The 19,008-nt window shown below is 65.4% G+C and carries 13 protein-coding genes; 4 read left to right on the top strand and 9 right to left on the bottom strand.

All coding sequences use genetic code 11. The features are described from left to right. The first annotated feature begins 199 nt into the window (after positions 1-199). The 3 genes from AC0L27_RS01040 to AC0L27_RS01030 are packed head-to-tail and all read left to right on the top strand — an operon-like array spanning position 200 to position 5,308. Entirely contained in the window at positions 200-880 is a 681-nt protein-coding gene (locus AC0L27_RS01040; protein ID WP_035969420.1) for a response regulator transcription factor, read from the top strand. Beyond that, positions 864-2,324 (top strand): sensor histidine kinase, encoded by a 1,461-nt coding sequence (locus tag AC0L27_RS01035; RefSeq protein WP_354206754.1) that lies wholly within the window; start codon positions 864-866, stop codon positions 2,322-2,324. Before AC0L27_RS01040 ends, AC0L27_RS01035 begins: the two co-directional genes overlap by 17 nt. Further along, a complete protein-coding gene (locus AC0L27_RS01030) occupies positions 2,321-5,308 on the top strand; it encodes a bifunctional [glutamine synthetase] adenylyltransferase/[glutamine synthetase]-adenylyl-L-tyrosine phosphorylase (RefSeq protein WP_473317849.1) in 2,988 nt (995 codons plus the stop codon). The genes AC0L27_RS01035 and AC0L27_RS01030 overlap by 4 nt, the downstream gene beginning before the upstream one ends. On the opposite strand, the gene AC0L27_RS01025 is transcribed toward AC0L27_RS01030, so the two are convergent. Genes AC0L27_RS01025 through AC0L27_RS01005 form a run of 5 tightly spaced genes read right to left on the bottom strand, consistent with a single transcriptional unit; the run spans position 5,265 to position 11,245 of the window. Next, positions 5,265-5,498 carry a formate dehydrogenase subunit delta gene (locus AC0L27_RS01025; protein WP_275167731.1) on the bottom strand — a complete coding sequence of 78 codons (234 nt, stop codon included), beginning with the start codon at positions 5,496-5,498 and terminating at the stop codon, positions 5,265-5,267. The two genes, AC0L27_RS01030 and AC0L27_RS01025, sit on opposite strands and share 44 nt — an antisense overlap. Beyond that, the gene (gene fdhD / locus AC0L27_RS01020; RefSeq protein ID WP_354206750.1) at positions 5,488-6,315 is read right to left on the bottom strand and encodes a formate dehydrogenase accessory sulfurtransferase FdhD; all 828 of its coding nucleotides are present in this window, start codon (positions 6,313-6,315) and stop codon (positions 5,488-5,490) included. The genes AC0L27_RS01025 and fdhD overlap by 11 nt, the downstream gene beginning before the upstream one ends. Positions 6,316-6,319: 4 nt before the next feature. Then, complete coding sequence (gene fdhF / locus AC0L27_RS01015) at positions 6,320-9,205, bottom strand: formate dehydrogenase subunit alpha (RefSeq protein ID WP_354206748.1); 2,886 nt, start codon at positions 9,203-9,205, stop codon at positions 6,320-6,322. 10 nt (positions 9,206-9,215) lie between these two features. Continuing rightward, positions 9,216-10,772: a formate dehydrogenase beta subunit gene (locus AC0L27_RS01010; RefSeq protein ID WP_473317848.1), complete on the bottom strand. Its 1,557-nt coding sequence runs from the start codon at positions 10,770-10,772 to the stop codon at positions 9,216-9,218. After that, entirely contained in the window at positions 10,769-11,245 is a 477-nt protein-coding gene (locus AC0L27_RS01005; RefSeq protein ID WP_354206744.1) for a formate dehydrogenase subunit gamma, read from the bottom strand. The genes AC0L27_RS01010 and AC0L27_RS01005 overlap by 4 nt, the downstream gene beginning before the upstream one ends. Positions 11,246-11,467: 222 nt before the next feature. Here AC0L27_RS01005 and AC0L27_RS01000 point away from each other — a divergent pair, with 222 nt between their 5' ends. Beyond that, positions 11,468-12,361 (top strand): LysR family transcriptional regulator, encoded by an 894-nt coding sequence (locus AC0L27_RS01000; RefSeq protein ID WP_275167726.1) that lies wholly within the window; start codon positions 11,468-11,470, stop codon positions 12,359-12,361. Between the two features lie 3 nt (positions 12,362-12,364). On the opposite strand, the gene AC0L27_RS00995 is transcribed toward AC0L27_RS01000, so the two are convergent. The 4 genes from AC0L27_RS00995 to AC0L27_RS00980 all read right to left on the bottom strand — a co-directional run bounded on the left by AC0L27_RS00995 (position 12,365) and on the right by AC0L27_RS00980 (position 18,509). Then, complete coding sequence (locus AC0L27_RS00995) at positions 12,365-14,695, bottom strand: PAS domain-containing sensor histidine kinase (protein WP_027569134.1); 2,331 nt, start codon at positions 14,693-14,695, stop codon at positions 12,365-12,367. A gap of 227 nt (positions 14,696-14,922) precedes the next feature. After that, on the bottom strand, positions 14,923-16,296 hold the full coding sequence (locus AC0L27_RS00990) for a cation-efflux pump (protein ID WP_354206741.1): 1,374 nt from the start codon (positions 16,294-16,296) through the stop codon (positions 14,923-14,925). A gap of 223 nt (positions 16,297-16,519) precedes the next feature. Then, on the bottom strand, positions 16,520-17,488 hold the full coding sequence (locus AC0L27_RS00985) for a zinc-binding dehydrogenase (protein WP_354206739.1): 969 nt from the start codon (positions 17,486-17,488) through the stop codon (positions 16,520-16,522). A 25-nt stretch (positions 17,489-17,513) separates the two neighbouring features. Then, the gene (locus AC0L27_RS00980; RefSeq protein WP_354206737.1) at positions 17,514-18,509 is read right to left on the bottom strand and encodes an NAD(P)H-dependent flavin oxidoreductase; all 996 of its coding nucleotides are present in this window, start codon (positions 18,507-18,509) and stop codon (positions 17,514-17,516) included. Between the last annotated feature and the right edge of the window lie 499 nt (positions 18,510-19,008).

Here is a 19,008-nt window from a genome sequence, read left to right as displayed (position 1 = left end):
CAGCGCAACGTTTGCTTCCCCTGTCTACCTTCCGGTGGAATACGCCCCCCTCCGTCGGAAGGCCTAGGGCGGTGAAGTCCCCCCAGCTTCACCGCCCGCCTTTTTCTCGATGCCAGAGTCTCTCACTCGGCTTGCATGCGATTGCCGCTCGCGCCATGTTTAGAGAAGGTTCACTCCCTTGACCGTTGCCGAACGCACGATGCGCCTCCTCATCATCGAAGACGACCGCGAATCCGCCGACTACCTCGTGAAGGCGTTTCGCGAGGTCGGGCACATTGCCGACCACGCCGCCGACGGCGAGGAAGGCCTCGCCATGGCGGAGAACGGCGATTACGACGTGCTGGTGGTCGACCGCATGCTGCCCAAGCGCGACGGCCTGTCGGTGATCGGCGCGCTCCGCGACAAGGACGATTCGACGCCGGTGCTGATTCTCTCCGCGCTCGGCCAGGTCGACGACCGCATCAAGGGCTTGCGCGCCGGCGGCGACGACTATCTGCCGAAACCCTATTCCTTCGCCGAGCTGTTGGCCCGGGTCGAGGTGCTGTCGCGCCGCCGCGGCGGTCCGGCCGAGGACACGCTGTACCGCGTCGGCGATCTCGAGCTCGACCGGCTCTCCCATCGCGTCGCGCGCGGCAAGGACGAACTGACGCTGCAGCCGCGCGAATTTCGCCTGCTCGAATATTTGATGAAGCATGCGGGCCAGGTGGTGACCCGGACCATGCTGCTGGAGAACGTCTGGGACTATCATTTCGATCCGCAGACCAACGTGATCGACGTGCACATTTCGCGGCTGCGCTCCAAGATCGACAAGGGTTTTGAGCGGCCGCTGCTGCACACCATTCGCGGCGCGGGATATATGATCCGTGACGGCATTCGGTAAACTCGTCCGCACCACGGCATTCCGGCTGACGCTGGTCTATCTGCTGTTGTTCGCGATGTTCGCAGCTTCGCTGCTGGCTTATTTCGCCTGGAATACGCGGCGGCTGATCACCGAGGAAATCACGCAGACGGTCAATGCCGAGACGTCGGAGATCAACGAGATCTACGGCCGCCGCGGCTTGCGTGCTCTCGTGCTCGCGATCGAGTACCGGGCGTTGCGGCCGGGCGCCAACCTCTATCTGGTGACGACGCCGACGGGCCAGTCGATCGCCGGCAATGTCGGCTCGCTGGCGCCCGGCGTGATGGCGACGCGCGGCTGGTCCGAGACCGCCTACCGGCGGATCGAGGATGCCGATGATCGGGACCATCTTGCGCTCGTTCGCGTCACCGAATTGGAAAACGGCTTCCGGCTTCTGATCGGACGCGATCTGGCCGAGCGGCGACGGCTGTTCGGCATCGTGGCGAAGGCCGCGCAATGGTCGATCCTGATCGTCGTGGTGCTCGGCCTGGGCGGCGGCATCTTCGTGGCGCGCAGGGTGCTCAGGCGCATCGATGCGATGAGTGGCACGGCCCATCGCATCATGACCGGCGATCTCAGCGAACGCCTGCCGGTGGGGCGTAGCGGTGACGAGCTTGACCGCCTCGCCGAAAATCTCAACGCCATGCTGGAGCGTATCGAAGCGTTGATGGCGGGGCTGAAGGAGGTCTCCGACAACATCGCTCATGACCTCAAGACGCCGCTGACGCGCCTGCGCAACCGCGCTGAGGAGGCGCTGGCGAAATCGGGCGGCGAGGCCGATTACCGCGCCGCGCTTGAGCGGACCATCGAGGAATCCGACGGCCTGATCCGCACCTTCAACGCGCTTCTGATGATCGCGCGCGCCGAGTCAGGGCAGGCGCGCGGGAACATGGATGATTTCGACGCCGCCGACGTCGCCAACGGTATTCACGAGCTCTACGAGCCGCTGGCTGAAGACGACGGCATGACCTTGAAGGTCAGGTGCGAGCCGACGCCGGTTCACGCCAACCGCGAATTGATCAGCCAGGCTCTCGCGAATCTTGTCGAGAATGCGATCAAATACGGCAAGCCGGCCGCGCAGCCGGCGGGAACTGTGGTCAGCATGGAGGGCAGGCAGATCACGATCGAATCGAGGCGCGAGGGCGATCAGGTGCTTCTCAGCGTCACCGATCGCGGTCCCGGCATCCCCGAAGCCGACCGCAAGCATGTGGTGGAACGATTCGTGCGGCTGGAAGCGAGCCGCACGCTGCCTGGATCCGGCCTCGGCCTCAGTCTCGCCTCCGCGGTCGCGACATTGCATGGTGGTGAGTTGAGGTTGGGTGACGCCCAGCCCGGGCTTGTCGCCACGCTGGTGCTGCCGGCGCGAGCGGGGGTCGGCGACAGGGTTGCTCCGCCAATGCAGGATGTGCCACAGAAGGTGGCATGAACCATTCCGCGCCGGGAAACGCGGACAAGCATGGTGAGAGACTTGCCGCACGCTTCGCGGAGGCTCCCCATATTGCCGCTTCCGTCACCGACCAAGGACGTTTTGAAAGCTGGCTGGCCGAGCTCGAGCCCGCGCAATTCACCCGTCTTGAAGCGCTGTTGGCTCATCCCTTCGCGCGGGACATCCTGGCCGGCATCGCGGAATTCTCGCCTTATCTGTTCGAGCTGGTGCGCGCCGATCCACAGCGCCTGATCCGGCTGCTGGATTGCGATCCGGATGCGCATCTCGCCGCGCTGGTCGCGGAGGCGAACGGCGCCGTGCTCGCGGCATCCGATGAAGCCGAGGTGATGCGGCTGCTTCGCCGCATGAAGGCGGAGGCCGCGCTCCTGATCGCACTGTGCGACATCGGCGGGGTCTGGCCGGTGATGCGGGTGACCGCAGCGCTCACCGCTGTCGCGGTGTCCTCAGTGCGGGCGGCGCTTCAATACCTCCTGCGGCAGGAAGCCGCACGTGGCAAGCTCTCGCCGTCCAATCCCGAGGCGCCGGAGGAGGGCTGCGGGCTGATCGTGCTTGCGATGGGCAAGATGGGCGCAGGCGAGCTGAACTATTCCAGCGACATCGATCTCATCGTGTTCTTCGATCCCGACCATACGACGCTGGCCGCGGATATCGAACCCCAGCCATTCTTCGTGAGGGTGACGCAGGGGATGGCACGCATTCTCCAGCAGCGCACCTATGACGGCTACGTCTTCCGCGTCGATCTGCGCCTGCGTCCCGATCCGTCCTCGACGCAGGTGGCGATTTCGCGCGACGCCGCGCTGAACTATTATGAGCGGGAAGGGCGTACCTGGGAGCGCGCCGCGATGATCAAGGCGCGAGCCTGCGCCGGCGATCCCAAGGCGGGTAAGGCGCTGCTCGCGGAAATCGCGCCCTTCGTCTGGCGCAAGCATCTCGACTTCGCCGCGCTTGCCGACGTTCACGACATGAAGCGACAGATGCAGACCTATCGCGGCCAGAGCGAGGTTGCGGTCGAAGGGCATAACGTGAAGGTCGGGCGCGGCGGAATCCGCGAGATCGAGTTCTTCGCCCAGACCCAGCAATTGATCGCCGGGGGGCGACATCCCGAGTTGCGCGTGCGGCCGACGCTCGCCGCGCTTGGCGTGCTCGCTTCCAGCAACTGGATCACATTTGCGGCGCGTGACGAGCTGACCACGGCGTACCAATTCCTGCGCCGGGTCGAGCATCGCCTCCAGATGATCGCCGACGAGCAGACCCACACGCTGCCCGAGGATAAGGAGGCGGTCGAGCGTTTCGCCTGGTTCTTCGGCTATCCGGATCGCGAGGCCTTTGCCCGCGACCTTTTACGCCAGCTCGAGATCGTCCAGGGCCACTACGAAAAACTTTTCGAGGGCGACGATCCGACCGGCACGGCCAAGCTTCCGGCGCTCGACTACAGTGCGGGTCCCGACGATCCGCGGCTGCTTCAGCATCTGGCGACGCTCGGCTTCAAGAAGCCTGCCGCCGTCGCGCAGACCGTGCGCGACTGGATCACCGGCGAGTACCGCGTCTTCCGCGTCGAGGCGACGCGCAACGCATTCGTCGAATTCGTGCCGGCCCTGATCGACGGTCTCGCTCATGCCGAGGAGCCGGATCGGGCCGTCGTGGCGTTCGACCATTTCCTTGGGGCGCTCCAGCGCGGCGGCCGGCTGATCACGCTGCTCGGTCAGAACCGCGATCTCGTCGCGCTCGTGGCCCTGGTGCTGGGCGCGGCGCCCCGGCTCGGCGAGATGCTGGCGCGGCAGCCGCAGCTCATGGACGGCCTGATCGATCCGCGCTTCTTCGGCGCCATGCCCGACCGGCAGGAATTGTCGGGGCGGCTCGCGAGTACAGTGCAGGACGCCGGCTCTTACGAAGAGTTTCTCGACCGCCTGCGCCTGTTCGGGCAGGAGAGCCTGTTCCTGATCGGTACGCGCATTCTCTCGGGCACGGTCTCGGCGCAGCAGGCGAGCACCGCATTTGTCGACGTCGCCGAGGGCATCGTCCATACCGTACATGGTCTCGTCGCCGACCGCTTCGCCGCCCATCACGGCCGGATCAGGGACCAGGAGACCGCGATCATCGCGATGGGCCGGCTCGGTAGCCGCGAGATGACCGCGTCGTCCGATCTCGACCTGATCCTGCTTTACGATTTCGACAGCGACAATCCGGACTCCGACGGTGCGAAGTCATTGCACGGTGCTCACTATTTCGCGCGCTTCACCCAGCGCCTGATCAGCGCGTTCACGACGCGCACCAATTACGGGGTGCTCTACGAGATCGACATGCGGCTGCGCCCCTCGGGACGTGCCGGCCCCGTGGCCTCGAGCCTCGTCTCGTTCGCGGACTACCAGGCCAACGAGGCCTGGACCTGGGAGCACATGGCGCTGACGCGCGCGCGCGTCGTATCGGCTTCGCCCGAATTCCGGCAACGGATCGAGCGCGTCATCCGCGATGTCCTGACCCGCCGCCGCGATCCCGGGATCACCGCCAACGATGTTGCCGACATGCGGCGTGCGATTGCCCAGGAGAAGGGCGAAGCTGATTGCTGGGACCTCAAATATGCGGCCGGCGGCATGGTCGACATCGACTTCATCGCGCAATATCTCCAGCTCGTACATGCGCACGAGAAGCCGGAGATTCTCGACGTCGCCACGACGCAGGTGCTGGAAAATGCATGCGGGCTCGGCGTGCTCGCACAATCTGAGACCGAGATATTGCGTGCCGCAGCGCGGCTCTATCACGATTTGACGCAGATCCTGCGGCTATGCGTCAACGATCGGTTCAAGCCGGAGACCGCCGGCACCGACCTCCTGCGCGTGATGGCACGCGCGGGCGATGCGCCGCACTTCTCCTCGCTGGAGGCGCGCGTGAAGGAGACGCAGAGCGAGGTGCGCCGCGTCTTCAGGGCGCTGCTGGAAGGGACGTCGTCGGCTTCAGCGAAGTGAGCGCCTCGAGCACGTTAGGCTCAAGGCCCGCGCCGCCGGCGTCGAGATGGGCGAAGATCGCGCGCTTCATCCGCGGATCCCAGAACTTCTTGATGTGGTCGGCGATCCCCGGCACGGCCTTGTCGTGACCCTGACTCCGGAAGAACGTGCCGATCTGGTTGGCCATGTAGATCAGGCGGTCAGGCGACATCGGCAACCTCCGTGGCATGACGGGCGACAACCCGGCCGCCATGCGAAAACACTTCGAACCCGTCCTGGCGGGCAATGGCAATCAGCGTGATGCCGGCGGCCTCCGCGGTGCGCACCGCGAGTGCGGTCGGCGCGGAGACGGCGACCATCACCTGCGCGCCGATGGCGGCGGTCTTCTGCACCATCTCGATAGAGACGCGGCTCGTCAGCAACACGATGCCGCCGCTTGCAACCGTGCGGCTGCGCGCCAGCGAACCGGCGAGCTTGTCGAGCGCGTTGTGGCGGCCGACATCCTCGCGCAGCGCGACGATACCGCCGGCAGGCGACCAGAATGCGGCGGCGTGAACGGCGCGGGTTTGCAAATTGATCGATTGCAGTGGTGCGATGGTCTGCATCGCCGCCATCACCTGCCCGGGCGTAAACGTCTGCCCCTGCGGCACGACCGCCGCTGGCCGCACGGCCTCCGAGATCGAGTCGATGCCGCAAATGCCGCAGCCAGTCGGGCCGGCGATGTGGCGGCGACGCTCGCTGATGCGCGCGGCATCTTCCGACGCAAGCCACATGCGCAGCTCGATGCCCTCGTCTAGGCGGACCACCTCGAGTGACTTGATGTCATCGACCGATTTAATGATGCCTTCATCCAGGCTGAAGCCAACCGCAAAATCCTCGAGGTTCTGCGGCGTTCCCATCATGACGGCGTAGGTGCCGCCATTGTAGGTCAGCGCCAGCGGCGTCTCCTCCGGGATCAGCCGCGCTCCTTCGGACGCGACACCGTCGCGCCAGATCTCACGGTCGATAGCCTGGACCGGCACGTGCATGCCGCTACTCCGCGGCCTCGGCCGGCGCGATGCGGCGGGAATGCCGCGCCTGCGCGTCGTAGGCCTTCTGCCAGTCAGACGGGCCGTTCGACGGCGAAATCTGCACCGCCGTGACCTTGTATTCGGGGCAGTTGGTCGCCCAGTCCGAATAGTCGGTCGTGATGACGTTGGCCTGCGTGTCCGGATGGTGGAACGTGGTGTAGACGACGCCCGGCGCGACGCGATCGGTGATCTCCGCACGCAGCGTGGTCTCGCCGGCGCGGCTCTTCAGCCGCACCCAGTCCCCGTCGCGCACGCCACGCTGTTCGGCATCGTGCGGATGGATCTCCAGCCGATCCTCGGCATGCCAGACCACGTTTTCGGTGCGCCGGGTCTGCGCGCCGACATTGTACTGGCTGAGAATGCGGCCCGTGGTGAGCAGCAGCGGATAGCGCGGGCCGGTGCGTTCGTCGGTCGCGACATATTCGGTGACGACGAACTTGCCCTTGCCACGGACGAAGCCGTCGATATGCATCACCGGCGTGCCCTCGGGCGCCTTTTCGTTGCAGGGCCACTGCACCGAGCCGAGCTCGTCGAGCTTGGCATAGGAGACGCCGGCGAAGGTCGGGGTCAGCGCCGCGATCTCGTCCATGATCTCGGAAGGATGGCTGTAGGTCATCTCGAAGCCCATGGCCTTGGCAAGGCCGATGGTGACCTCCCAGTCGGCGAGGCCGTTCTTCGGCGTCATCACCTTGCGGACGCGCTGGATGCGGCGCTCGGCGTTGGTAAAGGTGCCGTCCTTCTCGAGGAAGCTGGAGCCCGGCAGGAACACATGGGCGTAGTTCGCGGTCTCGTTCAGGAAGAGGTCGTGGACGATGACGCATTCCATCGCCGACAGTGCCGCCACCACATGCTTGGTGTTGGGATCGGATTGCAGGATGTCTTCGCCCTGCACGTAGATCCCCATGAACGTGCCTTCGACCGCGGCGTCGAACATGTTGGGAATGCGCAGGCCGGGCTCGGGGTTGAGCTTGACGTTCCACAGCGCCTCGAACTGGTCACGCACGGCATCGCCCGAGATGTGGCGATAGCCGGGGAGCTCGTGCGGGAACGAGCCCATGTCGCAGGAGCCCTGCACGTTGTTCTGGCCGCGCAGCGGGTTCACGCCGACGCCGGGGCGACCAATATTGCCTGTGGCCATCGCGAGGTTCGCGATCGCAATCACGGTGGTCGAGCCCTGGCTGTGCTCGGTGACGCCGAGACCGTAATAGATCGCGCCGTTGCCGCCGGTGGCGTAGACGCGCGCTGCTTGGCGCAGATCGTTCGGATCGACGCCGGTGAGGATGGCGGTGGCTTCCGGGCTGTTGTTCGGCTGGGCGACGAACGCCGCCCATTCCTCGAACTCGCTCCAGTCGCAGCGTTCGCGCACGAAGGCTTCGTCGACGAGACCTTCGGTGACGATCACATGCGCCAGTGCCGTCATCACCGCAACGTTGGTGCCGGGCATCAGCGGCAGGTGCAGCGCCTTCACATGCGGCGATTCCACCATCTCGGTACGGCGCGGATCGATCACGATCAGCTTGGCGCCCTGGCGCAGCCGCTTCTTCAGGCGGGAGGCGAACACCGGATGGGCCGAAGCGGGGTTGGCACCGATGACGACGACGACGTCGGTGTCCTCGACCGAGTCGAAATCCTGCGTGCCGGCAGAGGTACCGAACGTGGTCGAGAGGCCATAGCCGGTGGGAGAGTGGCAGACGCGGGCGCAGGTGTCGACATTGTTGTTGCCGAATCCGGCCCGGATCAGCTTCTGCACCAGATAGGTCTCTTCATTGGTGCAGCGGGACGAGGTGATGCCACCGATGGCGTCGCGGCCGTATTTCTTCTGGATGCCGCGCATCCTGTCGGCGGCAAACGAGAATGCCTCGTCCCATGACACTTCGCGCCAGGGATCCTCGATCCGCTCGCGGATCATCGGGTGGAGGATGCGCTCCTTGTGGTTGGTGTACCCCCAGGCGAAGCGGCCCTTGACGCAGGAATGGCCGCGATTGGCCTTGCCGTCCTTGTACGGCACCATGCGGACGACTTCCTCGCCGCGCATCTCGGCCTTGAAGGCGCAGCCGACGCCGCAATAGGCGCAGGTGGTGACGACCGAGTGTTCGGGCTGGCCGATCTCGATCACGGATTTCTCGGTCAGCGTCGCGGTCGGGCAGGCCTGCACGCAGGCGCCGCAGGAGACGCATTCGGAGCCGAGGAAGCTCTCGCTCATGCCGGGCGAGACGCGGCTATCGAAGCCGCGGCCGGAGATCGTCAGCGCGAAGGTGCCTTGCACCTCCTCGCAGGCGCGGACGCAGCGCGAGCAGACGATGCACTTGGAGGGATCGTAGGTGAAGTACGGGTTGGACTCGTCCTTCGGCATCCAGGCGGCGTTGATCTCGCCATTGGACTTGCCGGGTGTCTTGGCGAAGACGTGGTTCTCGCCCTCATAGCCGTAACGCACGTCGCGCAGGCCTACGGCGCCCGCCATGTCCTGCAACTCGCAATCACCGTTGGCACCGCAGGTGAGGCAGTCGAGCGGATGGTCGGAGATGTAGAGCTCCATCACGCCCTTGCGCAGCTTCTTGAGCCGCTCGCTCTGGGTGTGCACGATCAGGCCGGACATGACAGGCGTGGTACAGGAGGCCGGCGTTCCGGCGCGGCCCTCGATCTCGACGACGCAAAGGCGACACGAGCCGAACGCATCAACCATGTCGGTCGCGCAGAGTTTCGGGATCTGATGGCCAGCGTCCATCGCCGCTCGCATGATCGAGGTGCCCTCGGGCACCGTGACCTGGTTGCCGTCGATTGTTAGCGTGACCATTGTTTCCGATTTCGAGCGCGGTGTACCGAAGTCGATTTCTTCGATCAGAGACATTGTCGTTCTCCTATTCCGCGGCCTGAAGCGTGGTCGGGGCCGGGACGAAATCCTCCCGGAAGTGCTTCAATGCGCTGAGCACGGGGTAGGGCGTGAAGCCGCCGAACGCGCAGAGCGAGCCGAATCTCATGGTGTTGCAGAGATCTTCGACGAGTGCGAGGTTCTCGCTCACGCGCTCGCCGTTGATGATCTTCTCGATCGTCTCGACGCCGCGGGTCGAACCGATCCGGCATGGCGTGCACTTGCCGCAGGATTCGATGGCGCAGAATTCCATGGCGAAACGCGCCTGCTTGCGCATGTCGACACGATCGTCGAACACGACGATACGGCCATGGCCGATCAGGCCGTCGCGCGCGGCGAAGGCCTCGTAGTCGAACGGTGTGTCGAACAGCGCGCGCGGGAAGTAGGCGCCCAAGGGACCACCGACCTGCACCGCGCGGACCGGACGGCCCGTGAACGTGCCGCCGCCGATGTCGTCGACGAGCTCGCCGAGCGTCACGCCGAACGCCGTCTCGAACAGCCCGCCGTGGCGAATGTTGCCGGCGAGCTGGATCGGCATCGTGCCGCGCGAGCGGCCCATACCGAAATCGGCATAGGCCTTGGCGCCCTCGGCCAGGATGAAGGGGATGGCGGCGAACGACAGCACGTTGTTGATGACGGTGGGCTTGCCGAACAGGCCGCGATGCGCGGGCAGTGGCGGCTTTGCGCGCACGAGGCCACGGCGGCCTTCGAGGCTTTCCAGCAGCGAGGTCTCTTCGCCGCAAACGTAAGCCCCGGCGCCGACCCGCACTTCGAGATCGAAGCTGTGCGTGGAGCCACCGATGTTCGCGCCGAGATAGCCGTCGCGCTTCGCAGCCTGGATGGCCGCATTCATCGCCTCGACCGCGTGCGGATACTCGCTGCGGATGTAGATGTAACCCTTGGTCGCGCCGACCGTGAGTCCGGCGGTCGTCATCCCCTCAATGACGAGAAAGGGATCGCCTTCCATGATCATGCGGTCGGCGAAGGTGCCGCTGTCGCCTTCGTCGGCGTTGCAGACGATGAACTTGCGATCCGCTTTCGCCTGCGCGACAGTCTTCCACTTGATGCCGGTCGGGAAGCCCGCGCCGCCGCGACCGCGCAGGCCGGACGCGGTCACTTCATTGAGGATCGCTTCCGAGCCGAGCGACAGCGCGCGCTCCAGGCCCTTGTAGCCGCCATGGGCGCGGTAGTCGTCGAGCGAGCGCGGGTCGATCACGCCGCAGCGCGCGAAGGTCAGGCGGGTCTGGCGTTTGAGCCAGGGAATCTCGTCGGTGGCTCCGAGCCGCAGCAGATGCGGCGTGTTGCTCGCGAGCGCGTCGAGCAGGGAGGGCACATCGGTCTCGGTCACAGGGCCGAACGCGATCCGGCCCTGCGGCGTCGCGACCTCGACCAGCGGCTCGAGCCAGTACAGGCCGCGCGAGCCGGTCCTGACGATCTCGACGGCAATGCCACGCTTGGCTGCAGTCTGCTCCAGCGCCAGCGCGACCTCGTCCGCGCCGACCGCAAGCGCACCCGCATCGCGAGAGACATATAGACGGATGCTCATCGCTGCGCCTCCGCAACGAGAGCATCGATGCGCTTTTCATCGAGTCGGCCGATCAGCCGGCCGTCGAGCATCGCGGACGGCGCGGTTGCGCACAGTCCGAGGCAGTAGATCGGCTCCAGCGTGACGCGGTCATCGGCCGTGGTGTGGCCGAGCGAGACGCCAAGCTTCGCCTCCGCACGCGCAGCCAGCGCGTCACCGCCCGCCGCCTGACAGGCCTCCGCGCGGCAGAGCTTCAGCACATGGCGGCCGGCCGGCCTGTGGCGGAAATCATGGTAGAATGTGAACACGCCGTGCACTTCGGCGCGGGACAGATTGAGCGCCTGCGCCACCATGGGAATGGCTGCCGCTGGCACGTAGCCGAACGCCTCCTGGAGCGAGTGCAGGATCACCAGCGTCGCGCCTTCCTGCTCGCTGTGTTCGGCAATGATCTCGGCGCCGCGCGTTTCGTCCCAAGGCTCAAAAACCGCTGTCATTCTTCGTTCTCAACCGGAGCGTCTGCTCAGGGCAAACTATTTGGAATCATTCGAAGATCAATAAAGCTGTCTCATGCTGCGATTGCGGATTCCGATCGATCTGCCATGGCAATCATTCGATTTGAAATTGCAATTGAAGCCGTCCGCGGGGCGGTTTTTACGTGTTGGGAGGGGGAGGGCATGCTAGCTTGCATGCCGCCACACGATCCGGGGGACGAACGGTTGCTCGACAAGCTTGAACTGCTGCTGGCGCTGGCGAAGGAACGGCATTTCGGCCGGGCTGCCGAAATGTGCGGCGTGACGCAACCGACGATGTCGACCGGGCTGAAGCAGCTCGAGGAGATCCTCGGCGTGATGCTGGTCCAGCGCGGCTCCCGTTTCCAGGGTTTTACGCCGGAAGGCGAGCGGGCGCTGGATTGGGCGCGGCGGATCGTCGGCGATGCCCGCGCGATGCGTGATGAGATCAACGGGCTGAAGCATCAGCTCTCCGGCGAGATCCGTATCGCCGCAATCCCTACCGTGCTGGGCATGGTCGCCGCGCTGACGACGCCGTTCCGTGCCAGGCATCCCGAGGTGCGTTTCCGCATCCAGTCCACCACCTCATCGGAGGTGCTGGGGTTGCTCGAGAATCTCGAGGTGGATGCGGGGCTGACCTATATCGAGAACGAGCCGATCGGCAAGGTGCGCACCATCCCGCTCTACAGCGAGAGCTATCGTCTGCTCACCGCGCCGGATGGAATGTTCGGCGATCGCGAGACGGTGACGTGGAAGGAGGTCGGGCAGGTGCCGCTATGCCTGCTGACGCCCGACATGCAGAACCGCCGCATCATCGACCGCGCGTTACGTTCGGTCGGCGCCGAGGCGACGCCGACCTTGACCTCGAATTCGCTGCTGGTGCTGTTCACGCATGTGAAGACGGGGCGCTGGGCCAGCGTGATGCCGGCCAAGCTCGCCGAGACGCTCGGCCTTTCCGATACGGTGCGCTCGATCCCGATCACCGATCCCGATGTCAATTACAGCATCGGCATGGTGATCCCGCAGCGTGATCCGATGACGCCGCTGATTGCGGCGCTGGTCAACGTCGCGCGGGAAGTCGCGCCGTCGCTGCAATCGTAGCAATCAGGCCGCGGCCGATATTCCGGACGCCGACTTGATCGCGTCGCGGGGCAGGGTGACGCGCACGACCGTGCCGACCTCGAGTTTGGAGCGCAGCCGCATCGAGCCGCCATGGAGCTGCGCCAGCGAGCGAGCAATCGCCAGCCCCAGTCCCGAGCCGTGATAGGTCTTGGTGAGCTGGCTCTCGACCTGCTCGAACGGGCGGCCGAGCCGCGCCAGTGAATGCGGCGCGATGCCGATGCCGGTGTCGGCGATCATCAGCACGATCCTGTCGTCGAGCTGTCGGCTGCGCACCACGATGCGTCCGCCGTCGGGCGTGAACTTCACGGCGTTGGAGAGCAAATTGACGATGATCTGCTTGGTGGCGCGGCGGTCGGCGACGACCGAGATGGACTTTGCGATGTCGGCGTCGAGCGTCAGGTGCTTGTCCTGCGCGCGGCCAGTGACGACTCGCAGGGATTCCGCCAGCGTCTGCGCCAGGTCGAGCTCTTCCATGTCGAGCTTCATGCGGCCGGCTTCGATCTTGGACATGTCGAGGATGTCGTTGATGACTTCGAGCAGATAATGCCCGCTGGTCAGGATGTCGTGGCAGTATTCCTGGTACTTCTCCGAGCCGAGCTCGCCGAACATGCCCGAGCCCATGATCTCGGAGAAGCCGATGATCGCGTTCAGCGGCGTGCGCAACTCGTGGCTCATATTGGCGAGGAATTTCGACTTGGTCTGGTTGGCTTCCTCGGCGCGGGTCTTCTCACGCTGGTATTTCTCGGCGAGATCGGCGAGTTCGCCGGCCTGGCGTTCCAGGGCTGCCTGCGAGCGCTTGAGGTCGATGACGGTGGCGCGCAGGCGCAGATCGTTGTCGACCAGCTTCTGCTCGTGCTCCTTGATGCGGGTGATGTCGGTGCCGACCGAGACGTAGCCGCCGTCCTTGGTGCGGCGCTCGCTGATGTGCAGCCAGCTGCCGTCGTCAAGCTGCGCCTCGAAGGTGCGCGCGCCGGGACCCTGGCTCGCGGTCTCGTTGTGCCGGGTGCGGACCTCGGGCATGCGGCCGACCTCGAGCACGGTCTCGTAGGAGGTGCCTGGGATGACGGCGCTGTCGGGCAGCTTGTGCAGCCGCTGGAAGTGCGAATTGCAGAGCACCAGGCGGTCGCTCGCATCCCACAGCACGAAGGCTTCGGGAATGGTCTCGATCGCGTCGCGCAGGCGCAGATCGGCTTCCACGGTCCGCTCGGCGAGGCTCTTCTGCTCGGTGATGTCGACGGCGATCCCGATCAGGTGAACGCTGGAGTCGGTGGCGCCGCTGGTTTTTTCGCAGCGGACGCGGAGCCAGATCCAGTGGCCGTCGACATGCTGCATGCGGAAGGTCTGGTCGATGTGGTCGATCTTCTCGGAGATGAGCTGGTCGGCGATCTCGAACAGGTCGATGTCGTCGGACTTCACCAGCGCGTTGACCTCGCCGAAGGTGAGGAGTTCGTTGCGGCCGTCGAGGCCGAGCATGGAAAACATCGACTGCGACCAGAAGATGCGGCCGCGTGACAGGTCCCAGTCCCACAGTCCGCAGCGGCCGCGGTTGAGCGCGGTGTCGATCCGGCCGCGCACGGCGTCGTTGATCAGGTCGCCCTCGCGGGCACGGGTGGACTGCCAGTGGAAGGCGAAGCCGAGGATCAGGACCACGAAGCCGGTGGTGGCCGACAGCGTCACCGACAGCGCGGCGTCCGAGCCCCAGATCGGCTCGTTGCGTTCCTGGATCACGGTCACGAAGCCGGGCAGCGACTTGATCTGCCGCGAGGTCGCCATCGCGGCATTGCCGTTCGGCAGCGTCATGTCGGAGATGTTGCCGTCGCGCGGCGGCGCCGCCAGCAGTTGCGCCGTCGTGATTGCGTCGAGCAGGCGGTCGTTGCCCGAGGGATCGCTGTCGACCGGGATACGGGCGAGGATACGACGGTCGAGTCCGGCCGAGGTGACGATGACGTGGCGGCCCGAGGCGGTGCCCCAGGATGGAATGAGATCGGGCAGCAGCGCCGGCAGGCTCTCGATATTTTTCAGCCGCTCCTGTCGCGCAGAGGTGAGGCGGTCGATACGCTCGGCGAGCAGGTCGGCGAGCGCCGAGATGTCGTGGCGGATCACCAGTCGCTTCTGGCGCGTCTGGTCGACGACCTGCACGAACGCGCCGAGGCAGATCGTGATCAGGAACGCGATGATGAGCGTCGGCACGGCACGGCGCAGTGCAGGCTCCGCGATCAGGAGCCGATGATAGGCAGGTTTCGCGATCGATTGCGCCAATCCTTTGATCGAATCGGATTGGACGCACGCGTTCGCGGCGTCTGCACGCGACATGCCTAAAGCCCCCTGGAAACCTGCTTGCAACTGGACTTCGGAAGCAGCCCCACATCGCTTCCGAATCATGGTCGATTTGAATCCAGATTTCGCGAGCTGTCGAGAGTCAACGAATCGTTAACGCGAATTTATTCTTATCCAACGCGCAGTTTGCGTGATGCGCGTCCGCAAACTTACGTGCGCGGCGAGTCCGAAACGAGAACATGTGACTCCTCGCACATTCTCCGTCACGCGCGCGGCGGTTCGGCGTGACTGATGACGCGCTTCACGCTCGGGAACGCGCGCCGCAACGCGCGCTCGATCGCGTCGACATGCTCGTGCACCCTGATCACGCTCATCGACGGCTCGGCGCGGCAGTGGAAGTTGACGATCTCGCCGGCATCGGTGTTGCGGACGCGGACATTGTGGATGTCGTGGATCTCGCCGCCGGCGGTATATTCCGTCAGAGCGGCGGCGATGGCCCGCACCCGTTCCGGTTCGGCGTCGACCCCGAACGGCAGTTCCGGTTCCAGCGGTTCGATGTGGACGTCGACTTCGACGTCCGCGCCGAACTCTTCCTGGATGTTGCGTTCCAGCGTATTGGCGACGTCATGGGCGGCGTCGAGCTGCATCCCGGCGTCGACCTCGAGGTCGATGCTGACGATCAGCTTGGCGCCGAGGTCGTGCACGGTGACGTGGTGGATGGCGAGGCCCGAATTGTGGGCGATGACCATGATGCGGTCGCGCACGGTCTCGTTGTCGCGCGCCACGGGGACTGCGGTGAAGGTGAGGTCGGTATCGCCGAAGGCCTTCTCGACGGCTGCTTGCGCGTTGCGCTTGATGTCCTCGACCCGGTCGATGGGATAAGTCCGCGGCACCTTTGCGATCGTGTCGATAAACGTGGTTGCACCGACCATGCGCACGCGGAGCCGCTCGACGTCGATCACGCCCGGCACGCTGCGGATCGCAGCCGTGGCCGTCTCATGCGCGCCTTCCGGGGCGCGGTCGACCAGCGTCTGCACGGTCGAGCCGGCCATGCGCAGGCCGAGCAGGGCGATCATCACGGCCACCGCGGCGGCGGCAGCCGCGTCGCCCCACCAGAAGCCGAGGCCGGCGAGGATCAGGCCCACGATCACGGCGAACGAGCCCATCACGTCGGAGGCGAAATGCAGCGCATCCGCGGCGAGCGCCTGGCTCCTGGTCTCCCGCGCGGCACGGTGCAGGGCACGGGCGCGCCAGAGATTGACGACGATGTCGATCACCAGCACCACGAACGGCACGGCCGAAATGGTCGGCGGCGCGGTTCCCTCGCGCAGCCGGCTGTAGGCTTCGACCAGGATGCCGCCGGCGAGCACATAGAGCAGGGCGGTGACGCCCAGCGCCGAGACGCTTTCGAGCTTGCCGTGGCCGTAATGATGCTCCTCGTCCGCCGGCTTGTCGGACACCCGCACCACCGCCCAGGTGATGATGGTCGCGACCAGGTCGATCGAGGAATGCAGCGCCTCAGAAATCAGCGCCAGCGAGCCGATCGCGATGCCGACCGCGAACTTGGCCGCCGCCATGCCGCCGCTGGCGAAGATCGAGATCGCTGCGACTGAGGTTTTGTTGTGTTGGCCTGTCATGGCGGGGATTTAGCAGCCCAGGGGTGAACATCAAGCGACGATCCACAGGCGTACACGCTAGTGAGTTGCAGGAGCGGGCGCCTCCACCTCCGTCATGCCCGGGCTTGTCCCGGGCATCCACGATCTTTCTAAATCGCGGGAAAGACGTGGATGGCCGGGACAAGCCCGGCCACGACGAGCTGAGAGAGCGCGCCATATGGCCTCTCGCCGCTGCCCGCGGTCACTAGAGCGTCACCACAATCTTCCCCAGGTGCTTGTTCGCCTCCATGTGCTCGAACGCCTTGTCGATGTCGTCGAAGGCAAACACCTTGTCGATCGGCAGCTGGAGCTTGCGCGACTCGACCGCGCCCCAGATGTCCTTCTTGACCTCGTCGAAGATCTCACGGACTTCCGCGATGGTGCGGGTGCGAAAGGTGACGCCGATGTAGCTGATGCGGCGCGCTGCATGCAGGTCGAAGTTGAAATCGGCGTGGGTGCCGCCGAGCCGGCCGACATTGACGATGCGACCCTTGACCCTGGTCGCTGCAAGGTTCTGATTGGCGACTTGGCCCGAGACCTGGTCCACGATGAGGTCGACACCTTCGCCGTTCGTCGCCTTCAGCACCTCGTCGACCCATGTGGGGTCGGAGGAATCGACCGCGAGGTCGGCGCCATACTCCTTCAGCCGGTCGCGACGAGTGGCATCGGTCGAGGAGCCGATCACGAGCCTGGCGCCCTTCAGCTTCGCAATCTGCATCGCCATCAGGCCGACGCCGGAGCTTGCGCCCTGGATCAGCACGGCCTGCCCGGGCTGCACGCCGCCGATGGTGACGACGGCGTTGTGCATGGTCGCCAGCGCGACGGGCAGGGTGGCGGCTTCCTCGAAGTTCATGTTCGAGGGCGCGCGGAACAGCCGGCCGTGATCGGCCAGCGTGTATTCGGCAAACGCCGCGCCGCCCGAGCCCATGATGCGGTCACCGACCTTGACGCCCTTGGCATCCGGTCCGAGCGCGGCGACCTCGCCGGCCCATTCCATGCCGAGCACGGTGCCGGCGCCGCCGGCCGCGCCATGAGCGTGGCCCTTGCGCATGCCGGTATCGGCGCGATTGAGGCCACAGGCGCGGACCCGGACCAGCACCTGCGTGCCTTCAGGCTTTGGTTGAACGACGTCGGAAATCGTAGCGCCACCAGGGCCGTAGACATAAGCCTTCATGTATTGCTCTCGCTTCTTGCAGTGATTATTCCGCAGCCTGCGCTGTCGGATGAACGATCATGCCTTCGAGCCGGCTGCGGATGATGGCCTCCGCTTCGCGCACGATGCGGGAGATCAGCTCGGCGCAGGTCGGGATGTCCTGGATCAGACCCTGGACCTGGCCCGCCGACCAGATGCCTTCGTCCGAGTTGCCGGTCGCGTAGACCATCTTGCCGCGGGCGCCCGCGACGAGCTCGCGGATGTCCTCGAACTTGGCGCCTTCCTTCTCCATCGCGACAACCTTGGTCGAGATCTCGTTCCTGGCGACGCGGGAGGTGTTGCGCATGGTGCGGAAGATCAGCTCGGTCTCGCGCTCGTCATTGGCGACGATCTTCTCCTTGATGAGCTGATGAATGGGGCTCTCTTTGGTCGCCATGAAGCGGGTGCCCATGTTGATGCCTTCGGCGCCCAGCGCCAGTGCGGCGACCAGGCCGCGGGCGTCGGCAAAGCCGCCGGAGGCGATCATCGGGATCTTGATCTTGTTGGCGGCGGCCGGGATCAAAATCAGGCCGGGGGTGTCGTCCTCACCGGGGTGGCCTGCGCATTCGAACCCGTCGATCGAGATGGCGTCGACGCCCATGCGCTCGGCGGAGAGCCCGTGACGGACGCTGGTGCATTTGTGCACGACCTTGACGCCGTGCTTCCTGAACTCGTCGACATGTTCCTGCGGCTTGTTGCCGGCGGTTTCGACCACCTTGATACCGCTCTCGATGATGGCGGCGCGGTATTCGGCATAAAGCGGCGGCTTGATCGCGGGCAGGATGGTGAGGTTGACGCCAAACGGCTTGTCGGTGAGATCGCGGCAGCGGGCGATCTCCTTCCTGAGGTCCTCCGGCGTCGGCTGGGTCAACGCCGTGATGAAACCGAGCGCGCCGGCATTGGCGACGGCAGCGACCAGCTCGGCGCGCCCGACCCATTGCATGCCGCCCTGGACGATCGGGTGCTCGACACCGACGAGCTTGGTGAACCGTGTCTGCAGCATGATCTGTTTCCTCCGCCCGTGTGGCGTTCTGTTATCGTTTGATGGCGGCAGGATGCCGCCCGGGTCGGGAAAAGTCTATTGGGAGAGCGTGCCGTGGAGGCGGGTCGATCATGCGGGGAGCGGGGGGATTCCGCAGGGCGGATAATTGAGGTGGGTAGCACCGGTGGCGCGAGGGTCTTGTGCGCCGCTGCTTCAACATCGTCATTGCGAGCGCAGCGAAGCAATCCCGGCTGTCCCCGTGGAGGGATTCTGGATTGCTTCGCTGCGCTCGCAATTGACGGAGGATGAGGAGCTTTCGGAGACCATCAACTTGCATTTCCGTCGCAAGACACGCCTTCGCATCCTCGCGGCGTATCCGCCCGAGCTTTGCCTGGTCGCATCACCCTCGCGGTAACAAGGGCGCAGGGAAGGCCGGGCGCCGGCTGGCACCCGCAAGTCCGTGCGCCAAAGGAATGCACACGGGGTGGACCACAGGTCAGCCAATCGCCCGGCCTTCCCT

It is taken from the genome of Bradyrhizobium sp. Ken51, assembly GCF_055807435.1.
This window is presented reverse-complemented; position numbering and strand designations above follow the sequence as displayed.

What these genes read in the sequence shown, in the direction of transcription:
- AC0L27_RS01040 (WP_035969420.1), top strand. Translation starts at nt 200, where the DNA reads ATGCGCCTCCTCATCATCGAAGACGACCGCGAATCCGCCGACTACCTC.
- fdhF (WP_354206748.1), bottom strand. Translation starts at nt 9,205, where the DNA reads ATGTCTCTGATCGAAGAAATCGACTTCGGTACACCGCGCTCGAAATCG.
- AC0L27_RS00995 (WP_027569134.1), bottom strand. Translation starts at nt 14,695, where the DNA reads ATGTCGCGTGCAGACGCCGCGAACGCGTGCGTCCAATCCGATTCGATC.
- AC0L27_RS01030 (WP_473317849.1), top strand. Translation starts at nt 2,321, where the DNA reads ATGAACCATTCCGCGCCGGGAAACGCGGACAAGCATGGTGAGAGACTT.
- AC0L27_RS01025 (WP_275167731.1), bottom strand. Translation starts at nt 5,498, where the DNA reads ATGTCGCCTGACCGCCTGATCTACATGGCCAACCAGATCGGCACGTTC.
- AC0L27_RS01010 (WP_473317848.1), bottom strand. Translation starts at nt 10,772, where the DNA reads ATGAGCATCCGTCTATATGTCTCTCGCGATGCGGGTGCGCTTGCGGTC.
- AC0L27_RS00980 (WP_354206737.1), bottom strand. Translation starts at nt 18,509, where the DNA reads ATGCTGCAGACACGGTTCACCAAGCTCGTCGGTGTCGAGCACCCGATC.
- AC0L27_RS00985 (WP_354206739.1), bottom strand. Translation starts at nt 17,488, where the DNA reads ATGAAGGCTTATGTCTACGGCCCTGGTGGCGCTACGATTTCCGACGTC.
- AC0L27_RS01005 (WP_354206744.1), bottom strand. Translation starts at nt 11,245, where the DNA reads ATGACAGCGGTTTTTGAGCCTTGGGACGAAACGCGCGGCGCCGAGATC.
- fdhD (WP_354206750.1), bottom strand. Translation starts at nt 6,315, where the DNA reads ATGCACGTGCCGGTCCAGGCTATCGACCGTGAGATCTGGCGCGACGGT.
- AC0L27_RS00990 (WP_354206741.1), bottom strand. Translation starts at nt 16,296, where the DNA reads ATGACAGGCCAACACAACAAAACCTCAGTCGCAGCGATCTCGATCTTC.